This window comes from Thermogutta hypogea (assembly GCF_055386265.1).
In genome coordinates, this window is the sequence record NZ_AP042425.1 from 3,506,669 (window position 1) to 3,520,787 (window position 14,119).

At 64.6% G+C, this 14,119-nt stretch carries 8 protein-coding genes; 6 read left to right on the plus strand and 2 right to left on the minus strand.

Translation table 11 applies throughout. The annotated features are described in order from the left end of the window. The first annotated feature begins 163 nt into the window (after nt 1–163). From ACZ5B4_RS12630 to serA, 3 genes are all read left to right on the plus strand, one after another. Complete coding sequence (locus ACZ5B4_RS12630) at nt 164–1,624, plus strand: Gfo/Idh/MocA family protein (RefSeq protein ID WP_464911591.1); 1,461 nt, start codon at nt 164–166, stop codon at nt 1,622–1,624. A gap of 133 nt (nt 1,625–1,757) precedes the next feature. Then, nucleotides 1,758–5,270, plus strand: a complete 3,513-nt coding sequence (locus tag ACZ5B4_RS12635; protein ID WP_464911592.1) for a WD40 repeat domain-containing serine/threonine protein kinase — start codon at nt 1,758–1,760, stop codon at nt 5,268–5,270. Nucleotides 5,271–5,470: 200 nt separating this feature from the next. Beyond that, on the plus strand, nt 5,471–7,114 hold the full coding sequence (gene serA, locus ACZ5B4_RS12640; RefSeq protein WP_464911593.1) for a phosphoglycerate dehydrogenase: 1,644 nt from the start codon (nt 5,471–5,473) through the stop codon (nt 7,112–7,114). A 90-nt stretch (nt 7,115–7,204) separates the two neighbouring features. On the opposite strand, the gene hydG is transcribed toward serA, so the two are convergent. Together hydG and hydE are read right to left on the minus strand one after the other, a co-directional pair. Continuing rightward, complete coding sequence (hydG, locus tag ACZ5B4_RS12645; RefSeq protein ID WP_464911594.1) at nt 7,205–8,629, minus strand: [FeFe] hydrogenase H-cluster radical SAM maturase HydG; 1,425 nt, start codon at nt 8,627–8,629, stop codon at nt 7,205–7,207. A 78-nt stretch (nt 8,630–8,707) separates the two neighbouring features. Continuing rightward, nucleotides 8,708–9,823 (minus strand): [FeFe] hydrogenase H-cluster radical SAM maturase HydE, encoded by a 1,116-nt coding sequence (gene hydE / locus ACZ5B4_RS12650; RefSeq protein ID WP_464911595.1) that lies wholly within the window; start codon nt 9,821–9,823, stop codon nt 8,708–8,710. Nucleotides 9,824–10,311: 488 nt separating this feature from the next. Between hydE and ACZ5B4_RS12655 the strand changes: the two genes are divergently transcribed. The 3 genes from ACZ5B4_RS12655 to ACZ5B4_RS12665 all read left to right on the plus strand — a co-directional run bounded on the left by ACZ5B4_RS12655 (nt 10,312) and on the right by ACZ5B4_RS12665 (nt 14,027). After that, nucleotides 10,312–11,412 (plus strand): DUF1559 domain-containing protein, encoded by a 1,101-nt coding sequence (locus tag ACZ5B4_RS12655; protein ID WP_464911596.1) that lies wholly within the window; start codon nt 10,312–10,314, stop codon nt 11,410–11,412. A 452-nt stretch (nt 11,413–11,864) separates the two neighbouring features. Continuing rightward, nucleotides 11,865–13,148, plus strand: coding sequence for an adenylosuccinate synthase (locus tag ACZ5B4_RS12660; RefSeq protein ID WP_464911597.1), 1,284 nt, complete (start codon nt 11,865–11,867; stop codon nt 13,146–13,148). 117 nt (nt 13,149–13,265) lie between these two features. Continuing rightward, nucleotides 13,266–14,027: an isoprenyl transferase gene (locus ACZ5B4_RS12665; RefSeq protein WP_464911598.1), complete on the plus strand. Its 762-nt coding sequence runs from the start codon at nt 13,266–13,268 to the stop codon at nt 14,025–14,027. The last annotated feature ends 92 nt before the right edge of the window (nt 14,028–14,119 follow it).

Genomic DNA, 14,119 nt, shown 5'->3' on the forward strand with positions numbered 1-14,119 from the left:
TCGTCGCGTCGTAATCTCGGCTCTGCGCGTTGCATTCCGCGGTGCAGTGTAGTTTAATGAAGCCGACATGGGGCGAGCCGAATCCTTCCCGCTCGGCAGTTCGGTCCTCGCCCGCCCGGAATATCGGATCAGCGTACTCTCCAATTCATTGCGAGGAAAAGCCATGACCCGCCCCAATCGCCGAACCTTCCTAAAGACGGCGGCCGCCGGCGCCGCGTTCACCTTCGTGATCTCCGATTCCCGCCGCCGCGTGCTGGGCGCCAACGAGACGATCCGCGTCGGTGTGGCCGGGATCAACGGACGAGGCAGCGCCCATATCGACGCCTTCGCCGCCATGCCCAATGTGCAGGTGACGTACCTCATCGACCCCGACAGCCGGCTCTTCGGCAGGCGGAGCGAGCAGGTTCAAAAGCGCGCGGGCAACACGCCCAAGTGCGTGCAGGATATCCGCGCGGCGTTGGAGGATAAGAACCTGGACGCGGTCTCGATCGCCACGTGCAACCACTGGCATTCGTTGATAACGATTTGGGCGTGCCAGGCGGGCAAGGACGTGTATGTGGAAAAGCCGTGCAGCCACAACGTCTTCGAGGGCCGCAAGTGCGTGGAGGCCGCCCGCAAATACGGCCGCATCGTCCAGCACGGCACGCAAAGCCGCTCCAGCGCGGGCTGGGCCAGGCAAGTCGCGGCGGTCGCCTCGGGGAAATACGGCAAGCTGCTGATCTCCAAGGGCTACGCCAGCAAGCCGCGGTGGACCATCGGTTTCAAGCCCGACACCGACCCGCCGCCGGAGTTGGATTACAACCTCTGGCTCGGCCCCGCCCCCGAAATGCCCTTCAACGGCAACCTGGTGCACTACAATTGGCACTGGTTCTGGGAGACCGGGAACGGTGAAATCGGCAACCAGGGCGTTCACCAAATGGATATCGCTCGCTGGGCGATCCCGGGTGCCACGCTGCCCGATTGGGTCATCAGCGCGGGCGGGCGCTACGTCGATGAACCCGACCGCGGTTGGAAGGATCAAGGCCAAACCCCCAACATGCAAGTCACCGTGATGGGTTTCGGCGACGTCCTCTTGCTGTTCGAAGTGTTGGGCCTGGTCGGCAAGGAAGGTCCCGGCGGCAAGAAGTTCGATCCCAAGGTGGACAACGAATTCTACCTCACGGAAGGCGTGATCCGCGGCGGCAAGTTCTATCCCAACGGCAAGGAGCAGGGGGAGGATCTGGAAAAGATCGACGTGGCCATGGGGCCGGGCGATCAGTTCGAGAATTTCATCGCCTGCATGCGCAGCCGCAAGGTCGAGGAGCTCCATGCCGACATCGAAGTGGCCCACTATTCGGCGGCCCTGTGTCACCTGGGGAACATCTCGTATCGACTAGGCTCGGAGACCTCCTTCGCCGACGCCGCCAAGGCCCTCCCCGACAACGAGACGGTAGCCGCCTCGTGGAAGGCGTTGGAGGAGCACCTGGCGGGCGCCCTCGGGGTGGACTTGGCCTCCATGAAGTGCACCGTGGGGCCGAAGTTGGCCTTCGATCCCGGCCGGGAACGCTTCCGCGACAACGCGGCGGCCGACCGGCTTTTGACGCGCGACTATCGCGCCCCCTTCGTGGTGCCGGAAACGGTCTGACTCGGCCCCTGCCACCGTAGGGTGGAGAAGTCTTCAGCCGAACGAGCCATAATGGAGATGGAGCACGGCGTGGGTGCCGTGCTCCGTCTCCCGTTCTATTTTTCCGCGTCCCGATCGCGCCGGCGCTGCGAGCATGGCCCGTTTGGAAGATTGGATTCGCGAAGCCTGCGACACCTTGGACCGCTGCATTCGTCGCGGCGAATCCAGTCGCGTGGAGGATCTGCTGGCTTCCCATCCCGAGGAGCGTCCGGCTCCGGAGCTCTTGCTGGAGCTGATCTATACCGAATTCGTCGCCCGGCATGAGGTCGGCCTCAACCCCGATCCCGAGGAGTATTACACGCGGTTTCCGGAGCTGGTCGAAGACCTCCGCGAGCTGTTCTTCGTGCACCGGATCGTGCATGCCGAGGACGGCATTTCGGAAGGAATTTCGGAGAGCGAGACCGCGCCCTTGGACGAAGCGGCGGCGAGCGACCGGCGCGAGCCGATCGCGGAGGACGCCCCGGTTCTAGCCATGCTCGGCCGATACGCCCTGCTGGAGGTCATCGGCGAAGGGGCGACGGCCAAGGTCTATAAGGCGCGGGACACGCAGCTCAAGCGTTTGGTGGCCGTCAAGGTGTTGCCGCGGAGCGACGCGACGCGGAAGGGATCGGCCCCGCAAGAGGCGGAGGCGGCCGCCGCCCTACGGCATCCCAACATCGTCCAAGTGTACGAGGTGGGCGAGACCGACGAGTGCCGCTATGTCGTGATGGAGCTGTTGGAGGGGGGCACGCCGGCCGATCGGCGCGGACAGCCCTGGAAACCCCGCCAGGCCGCGCGGCTGGTGGAAAGTCTGGCCCGGGCCGTCCAATTCGCCCACGATCACGGAATCGTCCATCGCGACCTCAAGCCCGGCAACGTCCTGCTCGATCACGACGGCACGCCGAAGATCAGCGACTTCGGGTTGGCGGTTCGCATGGAGCATGGGCGTTCCGCTGCCGGCGAATGGCTGGTGGGCACGCCGGCGTATGCCGCCCCGGAACAGATTTGGGGCCCGTCGCAGGCGGACGGTCGCGCGGCGGACGTTTACGGCTTGGGGGCGATTCTTTACGAGCTGCTGACGGGGCGCCCGCCGTTCCGCGGCCGGAATGCCATGGAGACCATGCTCCTGGTCAAGAAGACCGAACCGGTCTCGCCGCAAAGGCTGCAACCGCATCTGCATCGCGACCTGTCGGTCATCTGCCTGAAGTGCCTGGAGAAGGACCCCGGCAAGCGTTATCCGTCGGCCGCCGCCCTGGCCGACGATTTGCGGCGATTCCTGGAGGGGCACGTGATCACGGCCCGGCCCGCCGGTCCCCTGGAACGCGCCGCCAAGTGGTTTCATCGCAATCGCACCGCGGCCTCGGCGGGAACGATCGCGGCCTTGTTGTTGGGCGGACTGGCCCTCACCTGGCGATGGTACGAGGCGCGGCTGGAACAGGAGATGCACGGCAAGGCGGTCCTGGCCGAGATGACGGCCCGGCAGGAGCAGGTCCTCCGCTCGCAGCAGGATTTTGCGCGGCAACAGCGCTATGCCGAAGCCCTGGCTCAAGCCGGGCAACTGTTGATCGATAACCCGGGCGCGGCGGAGGCCGTCTTGCACGATGCCGAGCAGTGTCCCGAGGACCTCCGCGATTTCGCCTGGCGATTGCTCGACCGTCTGGCTTCGGCGGGCCGAAAGAGTTGGGACCTCTTCCCGGTGCGGTCGGAGGATGCCGCGGAAGGCGAGGCGGCAACCGCTCCCCCGGCGGATGATTCTCAGCCGGTATCCCAATCGGCGGGAGGACCCGATCGCACGATTCTTCGGTTGGTCGCCTCCCCCGACGGCCGGCGGCTGGCCCTCGGATGCGCGGACGGCACCGTTCTCCTTTGGGACGCGGAGCGGCGGCTCGTCGCGGCCGAGACGCGGATCGGAAAGGGGGCGGCGGTTCTGACGTTTTCGCCCGACGGCTCCGCCTTGGCGGCGGGCGACGGCGACGAGGTGACGCTGTGGTCCGTGCCGGAACTGAAGCTGATCCGCCGATGGAACGCGGCCGCCCAAGCCGTTCATGGTTTGGTCTTCACAAGCCGAGGCGAGGGCCTCTTGGCGGCCACGGATGCCGGCTTGCGAGCCGCCTCCCTCGGCGGGGAAACCGGCGATGCGGGGGACGGCACCATGCGAACGCTGAGGGTGGACCTGGGGACGTTCGTCAACGATCGCCGCTTGTGGGGAGCCAGGCCGCCCCTTCGCCCTCCGCGGAACTTTCAGCCGGACCTGACGTGTTTGGCCGTCGACGCGGAAGAGACGGCCATCTTTTGCGGCACGGCGGGAGGGCGTTCCTTCCTGCTTTCGTGGCCCAAATTGACGTTGACCGCGGTGTTCCGAGAATTCAATGAGCCGGTGTCGGCCGCCGCGTTTTCCCCCGACGGCACGTTGCTGGCGGCGGCTTCGGGGTCCAGCGTTTGGCTCTATCAACGCCGCACCGGAGTGTCGCGCTATTTGCGGGAAGCCCATTTCCGCCCCATCGTGGCGATGGCCTTTTCTTCCGACGGGAAGCAATTGCTGACCTGCGGTCAGGACTCGACGGCCCGGCTCTGGGATGTGCGAACGCTTGCCCCGTTGAGGCGGTTTGCGGGTCAGTCGGGCCATCCCGTGCAAGGGCTGTTCGCGCCGGACATGAGCAGCCTTTGGACGGCCTGTCGCACCGTCCTGACCCAATGGGATCTCACCCGCGGCGAAATACCCGCCGGCTTGGGCGGAGGCAGCGGCGGCGTGCGTAACTATCTTCCCGATCGCCAGGGCAAACGGCTGCTGCTGTTGGAGGGGTTGGTTCCACGCGACGCGGCCATCACGCTTTGGGACCTTGCCGGCGGGACGCGGCTGGCCACCGTCAAACAATCGGGGTTGGGGCCGCCCGCCATGGCACTTGCTGCGGACGGCGATTGGCTGGCGGTCCTCGCCCGCGACCGTCAGATCGAAATCCGCGATGCGGAGACCCTCAATCTGCGCCGCACCGTAATGCTGCCCGATGCCGGCCCGGTGGCGCTGGTAGTTGCCCACCCGACTTCCAGTGAATTGTGGATCGCCGATCGCCGCGGCCGCCTTTATCGCTGTCGGATCGCCGGGACGGAAGAGACCCCGGTGGAGGAGTTCCAACGGCCGGCTTCGCCCTCGGTCGAGGTCACGACCATGCAGTTCGCCCCCGGTGGTCGGCATTTGGCGGTCGGAACGGCGGACGGCCGCATCCTTCTCTGGGACTTGGAAACTCGGAAACCGGTCTCCACTCTCCTCGGCCCGGGTCCGGTGGGGGCCTTGGCCTTCAGCCCGAACGGCGAGACCCTTGCCGCCGCGGCCGCCGAAGGTTCGGCCATTTCCTTGTTCCGGGCCGGCGATTTGGCCTTGCTCGAGCGATGGGCCGAGGTTCCCGGTTTCATTACGTCCCTGGCGTTCACCCCGGACGGCGAAGCGTTGATCTCCGGTACCCCGCCGGATCCTTCGGGCCGGATGGAAGTTCGCGTTTGGAACGTGGTGTCGGGGCGTTGTCACGCCGTATTCCCCGATTTTGCCGGGCCGATCCATTTCTCCGCCGACGGGGATCTGATGTTTACCCTGGACGCCCGGCGGGAACCGCGAATCTGGACTCTGGAATAGGGAATGGCGGATCCGACGGGGGCACTCGGTCCGCCCCTCCGCATCCCTTTCGGTACCTTGACCCCATTGGGTGGTTGCCGTAAAAGTAAGGTTTTACGCCCCTTGTCGACCACCGGTCGCGTCCCGCGGTGGGGCCGGCCCCATCGCATCCCTCCCGGCTTGGTCTCGCTTCACCTTTCGTTAGATTGAGGAAACCTGTCATGCCCAAAGTCGTCGTGCTCGATCCGTTGTCGCCCGAGGGTCTCAAACTGCTGGATGCCGCCGGCTCGATCGACTACGAGGTGCGGACGGGCCTCAAGGGCGAGGAGTTGCGAAAAACGCTGCAAGAGTTCGACGGCGCGATTTGCCGCAGCGGCGTCAAAATCACCGCCGATGTGCTGGAGGGCAACACGCGGCTGAAGGCGATCGTTCGGGCGGGAGTGGGCGTGGACAACATCGACTCCGCCGCCGCCACGCGGCTGGGTATTGTGGTCATGAACACCCCCAGCGGCAATACCGTCGCCACCGCCGAGCACACGATCGCCTTGATGCTGGCCCTTTCCCGTAATCTTTTCCCGGCCTATCAAAGCCTGCTGGAGAAGAAGTGGGAACGCGGCAAGTTCATGGGGACGGAATTGGCGGGGAAAACGTTGGGCGTGGTCGGGCTGGGCCGCGTCGGCCAGGCCGTCGCCGAACGCGCCCTCGGCCTCAAGATGCACGTCATCGGCTTCGACCCCTTCCTGCCCGAACACCGCGCCAAAGAGCTGGGCATCACCACCTGCAAGAATCTCGACGAAATTTTGCCCGAGGTCGATTACCTCACCGTCCACACCCCTCTCAACGATCAGACTCGCAATCTGATCGACCGCCCCCAAATCGCCAAGATGCGGAAGGGCGTCCGCCTGATCAACTGCGCCCGCGGCGGCATCTATAACGAAGAGGCGTTATTGGAGGGGTTGGAGAGCGGACATCTCGGCGGCGTGGCCCTGGACGTCTATCCCAAGGAGCCGTGCACGGAAAATCCCCTCTTCGGCCGCCCGAACGTCCTCTGCACGCCGCACCTCGGCGCCAGCACCGAAGAGGCTCAATCCAACGTCGCCGTGGAGGCCGTGGAACTGTTGGTCGATTTCTTCACCACCGGCGCGGTCCGCAATTCCGTCAACATGGCGCCGCTCGATCCGAAGACCTTGGAGGGGCTGCGGGGTTATCTCGACCTGGCCTACCGCATGGGTCTGTTCATGGCGCAACTCGACCGCAATCCGCCGCAGCGGTGCAAGCTGCGTTTTCAGGGCGAGGTGGCCTCCCGCGACACCCGGCTCCTCTCCTCCGCCTTCGCCGCCGGACTGCTGTTCCAGGCCTTGGATCAATCGGTGAACCTGGTGAACGCCGAAATCCTGCTGCGACAACGCGGGATCGAGTTGGCCGAGGAGAGGAGCGCCGAGGTCGGCGACTTTTCCGCCCAAATCACCGCGGAAGTGGTGCGGCAGGAAACAACCTCCATCGTGGGCGGGACGGTCTTCGGCAAGTCGCTGCCGCGGCTCGTGCAAAAGCAGCATTTCCGCCTGGAAAGTCCGCTGGAAGGCATCATGCTGGCCATGTATCATCGGGATGTGCCGGGTGTGATCGGCAAGATCGGCGAGATCATGGGGCGGTTCAACGTGAATATCGCCTTCCTCTCGCTGGGCCGCGCCGAAAACAAACCCGGCGGCGAGGCCATCGGCGTCTTGGCCTTGGACTCCTATCCTCCGGCCGAGGCCCTCAGCGAACTGCTGAAGCTCGAACCCATCCACAAGGTCACCGTGGTCCAGCTTCCGCCGCGGGGCGAATTGCCTTCCTGGCTGTCGGTGGGCGTTCCCCGGGAGTGACGCCGCTCCCTTTTCCGGATGCTACGTCGCCGGCCCGCCGGCCGCCGCTCGGTCCGGCGCCTGAGGTCGGGCAGGCGATGCGGCCCTGAGTCAGAAGTACAGGTCTCGCTGGTCCGTCTCCCGGATGCGGCGGAGGCGTTCCAGTAAAGCCGTCTTCCGCGTCCCCTCCGGGATTTTCGCCAATTCTTCTTCGATCAGACGCAGTCCGGCCTCATAAGTATCTCGGGAACCGTAATCGACCAGATACTCCATCAGCGTGGTCAGGGCGTTCGGGGTGCAGAACTGCTGGATGAAGCCGGGGATGGCGAACTCCATGAAGTGCTCGCCGGTCCTACCCAACCGGTAGCAAGCCGTGCAAAAGCTGGGGATGTAACCGTCCACGATCAGTTGCCGTAGCACGTCGTCGAGCGACCGGAGATCGCCCAGCTCGAACTGTTCCCGCTCCAGAACCTGGGCATCGCCCGCCTCCGTATAGCCGCCCAACTCGATTCGGCTCCCCGCGTCGATTTGCGAAACGCCGAACTCCATGACCTCGCGGCGTAACTCGGCGGGTTCCCGCGCCGTCAGGATCAGACCCGTGTACGGCACGGCCAAGCGGAGGACGGCGATCAACCGCTTAAAGTCCGCGTCGGCCACGCGGTGGCGTTCGTCCAGCCGCACGCCCGCCGCGGGGCGCAAGCGCGGAAAGCTGATGGTGTGCGGCCCCACGCCGTAGCGGCTCTGTAAGAATAACGCATGCTCGACCAAGCCGAGCACCTCGAATTTCCAGTCGTAGAGGCCGAACAGCGCGCCGATTCCCACGTCGTCGCAGCCCGCCTCCATGGCCCGGCTGAGGGCGTCCAGCCGCCACAGGTAATCGCCTTTGCGCGTACCCCGCGGATGGACTTGCGCGTACGTCTCGTGATGATACGTCTCTTGGAATATCTGATACGTGCCGATACCGGCTCTTTTGATCTCGGCGAAACCCTCGTGATCCATGGGCGCGGCGTTGATGTTGACGCGCCGGATCGAGGCCTTGGGACGCTGCGTATCGTACACCGTACGGACGGCATCGGCGATGAAGGTCGGCGAATACTCGGGATGCTCACCGAAGACCAGAATCAGCCGCTTGTGACCGCGATCGAGCAAGGCCTCCGTCTGCCGCCGGATATCGTCGGGCGAGAGCGTCCGCCGCCGGACCTCGCGGTTGCTCCGCCGAAAGGCGCAGTACGCACAATCATTCGTGCACTCGCTGCCGATGTACAACGGGGCGAAAAGGACGATTCGATTTCCGTACACATCCCGCTTCAAGCGGCGCGCGGCGTCGAAAATCTCTTCGATCAGGTCGAGGTTCTCGACGTTCAGCAGGGCGGCCGCCTCCTCGACCGTCAGGGCTTCCTTATTCAGGCTCTTGGCGATGATCTCGCGGACGCGTTCCGGCTCGGCCGGTCGGGACAAAAGGCCGTGCAGCTTGGGTTCGTCGATGAAATCCGCGGCGGTGCCGCTGAGTTGCCGCCGAATGGTGGAAGAGGACATTTGCGAGGACCTTTGGGATCGGGATCCGTTCTTGCCGTGTTCGTGGGACCGCGCGGCCTGCCGGCGGATCGCGCGCCTTCAGGCGGAGGAATCGGCGCGATCGCCACCGCCCGTTCTCGCCCGGTAATTGGGCGCCGAGCCCGGCCCGCGACCGATCGGACGCCCCAGACCTTCGATCCGCGAACGCAGGCAGACGTGGCATGCTTCGGCCGACTCTTGAATGCAGGCCTTGTTCGGGTAGATTTCGTAGAGTACACGATAGCGCGGCGGCGTCAGATTCGGCATCACGACGTTCGCACCGCGGACCAGCCCCAATTCCCGGCCGCGCCCGCGATTGAGCGTCGCCAGGGCGGTCGTGCTGGGGATGTTCGCCCGAGGACATAACAGCCGCGTCAAAGCGATGGTTTTGTACGTCATTAGCTCGTTGGCGGGTACCTGGTCGCCGTCCGGAACGAGGACGCGGAAATCCGAGTCGGCCAGGGGCGTACGGGGATGCAGGATGAAAGGCCCCACCCCGATCATGTCGAGATCCAGCTCGCGAAACATCAGCAAGTCTTCGGCCAAATCGGCGTAGGTCTGGCCGGGGATGCCGATCATCACGCCGCTGCCGACTTCATAGCCCAAGGCCCGCAGCCGCCGCAACATCTCGATCCGCGTTTCGCGCTCGTCGCCTCGGGGCGGATGGTACACGCGGTACAGATGGAGATTGGAGGTCTCGAAACGCAGTAAGTAGCGATCGGCGCCGGCCCGCCTCCAGGCCGCCCAATCCTCCGGACTGCGCTCCCCCAAACTGAGCGTAACCGCCAGCGGCAACGACTCCTTGATTCGGCGGACCACTCGGGCGATCATCTCACGGCTCAGTGCCGGATCTTCGCCGGACTGCAACACGACGGTGCCGTAGCCCATCGCATGGGCTTGCCGGGCACAGGCGAGAATCTCATCCTCGGTCATCCGGTATCGCGTCAGTTCCGTATTCGGTGCCCTTAGCCCGCAATAAGCACACAGCCGAATGCAATAATTCGAGATCTCGATCAGCCCCCGGAGGTGGACCTCTCCTCCGACGCAGGCCTGGCGGACCTCGTCGGCGGCCTGCCACAACTCCTCGAGCCGCGCGGGATTCTCCTCGCGAAGCCAGCCCATCAAGGCTTCCCGGGTCAAGGGTTCCAGCGATTGTAAGACGGCCGACGAAGGCATGGGAAAAAGGGTTTGGGATGCCGCGAAACAAAAATCGACCCCGCGCGTGCGGGATCCAGGGACATTTGCCTCGTCTATTATACGGCCGCGATCCCGCTCGGGTGCGGCGAAAGGAAGGGGCGATCGCCTTGCGGCCGACAATCCCGTCACTGGAGGATTGTGCCCCTTGATTTCGAGAGGCGAGACGGCCCGGGCGTCGCTAATTGCCTGCGAGCCGTCGGCGCGGGTCGTCCTTGAAGCGGCGGCAACGATCGCCTAGAGCCAAAGGAGGAGTTGGTAGAGAAGATTCCTAACCCGAGCCGCCGCCGAAACTTCCGAACGGATAATGATGACGCGATTTCTGATGTTCGCAGAGTCCGACAAATTTGTTGACAAATATAGGGAAGAAAAATAGAATCAAATCGCGGGTGGAAGGTGGGCAAAGCCCCTGGTCGTCTTCCCAATTGGGAATTAGTTTTACGTTCCACTCTTCTGCAGGAGTCGACGCCATGCGCAGGCTACGTCGTTTGTGGGGAAGGTTCCCCCTGGGTTTTACCCTGGTGGAACTCTTGGTGGTAATTGCCATCATCGGAATTTTGATTGCATTGCTTCTTCCCGCCGTACAAGCCGCGCGGGAGGCCGCTCGGCGGTCGCAATGCACGAACAATCTCAAACAAATCGGATTGGCGCTGCACAACTATCACGATAAGTACAACGTCTTTCCGAGTCTCGGGCAGGGGCCGACCGCAGGGACGCCTCCGGAGGAAAAGAGCACTTACGGCGGACTGAGCGCGTTCGTGATGTTGCTCCCGTATTTGGAACAGACCGCGCTGTACAATCAATGGGCGGCGCCGCAACCACCCCGCTACAACGCATGGGGGCCGGTGCCTTGGTACGGTTGGGATTTCCGGCCGCATAACGTGCAGGTGCCGTCCATTCTCTGCCCCTCGGACGGAGCCGCCGGCAAGATTCGCGACGACGGCCGGCCCTACTGGTGGCAAGGCGACAACTCCTACGTCTTCTGCTGGGGCGACGACGTGAGCGTCGATTGGCGAGGACGCGCCAACCCGCGCGGCATCTTCGGCGGCGACAGCTTTGTCGGCATGAACGGCATCATCGACGGCACCAGCAATACGCTGGCCGTCAGTGAAGTCGTGGTCTCGACCCGCAGCGACGTGCGGGAGACGCACGGGAACTATGTGGAAAATGCGGGAGACGGGACGCTCCGTGCCAACCCCGGCCTGTGTCTCCAGTGGAAAGGGCCGAATAATACCATCACCGCTGCCGCCCCGCAGATCGGTGAACTTCGCGGCGTGCACTACGGCTGGGGAACCAGCGTCGTGACCGGGTTCAACACCGTGCTGCCGCCCAACTCCATCGGCTGCAAGGGCTATTGGTCGGAATGGGGATCGGACCACGTGATGCCGCCGGACAGCTATCACCCGGGCGGTGTGAACGCGGCCTTGGCAGACGGATCGGTCCGTTTCATTAGCGATACGATCAACACTGGCAACTTGGCCGCGCCGGAAGTCAGCGGCGGTCCCAGCCCGTACGGCGTGTGGGGCGCCCTGGGTACCCGCATGGCTCGCGAGACCATTAACAACTTCTGACGATCGATCTCGCCGGTTTGGTGATCCGACTTTACAACCCTCCCTAGTGCAGTTCCCGCGCCGCCGGAGAAAGCGGCGCGGGAATGTGCGTTTGGGCGTTACCTCCGGCTCCGGCCGATGCCCGAGGTCCCCGTTTCGGTCGGATCGCGCCCGCCATTTGCCGCCGCCGAAGTCCGGTGCCCGCCGATACCGAGCGGCGAACCCTTGACGGCGGCGGGCCATTAGGGCTAGACTGCGGGTTTGGAAACGCGGCTGGGCAAGTCGGGGTGTCATTGCGCGCCGGCCGCACTCCGCCACTTTTTCGTTTCGAGAAGGCCCCCGTACCCGATCCGCTCCATTATTGCGGCGCTGCCGTCCCCCGGGATAATCCCCGGCGGCAGGAAGGAGAGCGCCGGCAGCATCGAGCGTTCGCGGTCGCGGGCACACGCAACCAACAGAACAGGTAACCAGACGTGGCCAATACAGCCGTCATCGGTCTCCAATGGGGTGACGAGGCCAAAGGGAAGATCGTCGATATCCTGACCGAAAACCACGACATCGTGGTCCGGTATCAGGGCGGGGCCAACGCCGGCCATACGGTGGTGATGGGCGGGCAGACCTTCAAGCTGTCGCTCATTCCGAGCGGAATCTTTCGGGCAGGTGTGCGGTGTGTCATTGCCAACGGCGTCGTGGTCAACCCCAAAACGCTGCTGGCCGAGATCGACGCCTTGCGCGAGCGGGGCGTCCGCGTGGACGCCAACCTGACGATCAGCAGTCGGGCACATGTCATCCTCCCATGGCACGTGGAGGAGGATCGCATCCTCAACGAGTGCCCCACCGGCGAGGCCATCGGGACCACGCTGCGGGGAATCGGCCCATGCTATCGAGACAAGATCGGCCGCTCCCATGCCGTCCGCGTGGGCGATTTCTACGAGTCGGGGCTGCGGGAGAGGATCATCGCCGTCGCCGAGGCAAAACGGCGAATGCTGGAACCGCTCGGCGTGCCGGCCGACAGTCCCGCCTTGGATGCCGAAGCAATTTGCGAGGAATACGCCGGTTACGCGGAGCGACTCCGCCCCTTCGTCGCCGATACCACCCAATTCCTCTTGGATGCCGTGGACGCGGGCCGGCGCATTCTGTTCGAGGGTGCGCAGGGGGCGCTGCTCGACATCGACCACGGAACGTTCCCGTACGTCACTAGCAGCAATAGCTCGGGCGTGGGAATTTCAGCCGGTACCGGGGTGCCGGGCCGTCACATTCATAAGATCTTGGGCGTGGTCAAGGCCTACTGCACGCGCGTCGGCGGCGGACCGTTCCCCACCGAGCAGGACAACGACGTGGGACAGCACATTCGAGACCGCGGCAACGAATACGGCACGGTGACGCGCCGGCCCCGCCGCTGCGGTTGGTTCGACGCCGTGGCCGCGCGCTACACGGCGCGACTCAGCGGCGCGGACGCCTTGGCCGTCATGCTCCTGGACGTTCTTAGCGCCCTGCCCGAAATCCAAATTTGCACCGCCTACGAACTGGACGGCGAACGGACGGAGCGTTTCCCCGATCACGTGGAGCGACTCCGCCGCGTCAAGCCGATCTACGAGTCGTTGCCCGGCTGGCAGCGGGAGATCAGCGAGGTGCGCCGTGTGAGCGACCTGCCCGTCAACGCGCGGAAGTATTTGGACCGCCTGGCCGAGGTAGTCGGTCGCCCGGTGGAAATCGTCTCGGTCGGGCCGGACCGCGAGCAGACGATGTTCGCCTAATGCCCGAGAAGTCGGACGTCGGCTCAGCTCGCCGAATAGCCCGCGGCCGCAACGAGCGGCCGGAATACCCAGGAAGGACCGCCGGGAGCGGAGAAGAGGCCCCTTGGCGTAAGACCGATGAGTGCATCGCCCCCGTCATCCCAATGCGATTTCGACATTCCCCCGGATAAAAGGCCGCGGCACATCGCGGCGATCATGGATGGGAACGGCCGCTGGGCGCAGCAGCGGGGACTGCCGCGGGCCGAGGGGCACCGGCAGGGCGTGGCCGCCGTCCGCCGCACGGTCGAGGAGTGCATCCACCTGGGGATCGAACGGCTGACGCTCTTCTGTCTCTCCAGCGAGAATTGGAAACGCCCTCGCATGGAGCTGGAGTTCCTGCTGAGGCTGCTGGAGCAATACATGGTGGAGGAGCGGCCGGACCTGGTCACGAAGAATATCCATGTCTCGATCATTGGCCGGCCTGACGGCATTCCCGCGCGAGTGCGCAGGGAGATGGATCTTACCCTGAGCGAATGCGCCGCGAACACCGGCTTGCAACTGTGTCTGGCGATCAATTACGGGGGACGGCGGGAGATCGTGGACGCGGTCCGCGAAATCGCCCGATCCGTCGCCGAGGGCCGCCTGAAGCCCGACGAAATCAGTGAGGAACTGATCTCCGCCCATCTTTACACGGCGGGCATGCCGGACCCCGATCTGCTCATCCGTACGGCGGGCGAGATGAGGATCAGCAATTTCCTCCTCTGGCAAATCAGCTACAGCGAGCTTTGGGTGACGGACGTCTGTTGGCCGGACTTCGCGGCGGAGCATCTTCGGCAGGCGATTCGCGATTACGCACGGCGGGTTCGCCGCTTCGGCGGCCTGGTCCAGGTCCAGGATTGAACCGGTACGAGTTGCAACCTCGGAATCTCACCGTGCCTTCTGATCCCTCGTGATCCGCGGCCGGCAGCGCCGCCTGTCCGAGAATCCAGATC

Bases quoted from the DNA above. Each gene is read 5' to 3' on its own strand.
- ACZ5B4_RS12635 (WP_464911592.1), top strand. From the start codon at position 1,758: ATGGCCCGTTTGGAAGATTGGATTCGCGAAGCCTGCGACACCTTGGAC.
- ACZ5B4_RS12655 (WP_464911596.1), top strand. From the start codon at position 10,312: ATGCGCAGGCTACGTCGTTTGTGGGGAAGGTTCCCCCTGGGTTTTACC.
- hydG (WP_464911594.1), bottom strand. From the start codon at position 8,629: ATGTCCTCTTCCACCATTCGGCGGCAACTCAGCGGCACCGCCGCGGAT.
- ACZ5B4_RS12630 (WP_464911591.1), top strand. From the start codon at position 164: ATGACCCGCCCCAATCGCCGAACCTTCCTAAAGACGGCGGCCGCCGGC.
- serA (WP_464911593.1), top strand. From the start codon at position 5,471: ATGCCCAAAGTCGTCGTGCTCGATCCGTTGTCGCCCGAGGGTCTCAAA.
- ACZ5B4_RS12665 (WP_464911598.1), top strand. From the start codon at position 13,266: ATGAGTGCATCGCCCCCGTCATCCCAATGCGATTTCGACATTCCCCCG.
- hydE (WP_464911595.1), bottom strand. From the start codon at position 9,823: ATGCCTTCGTCGGCCGTCTTACAATCGCTGGAACCCTTGACCCGGGAA.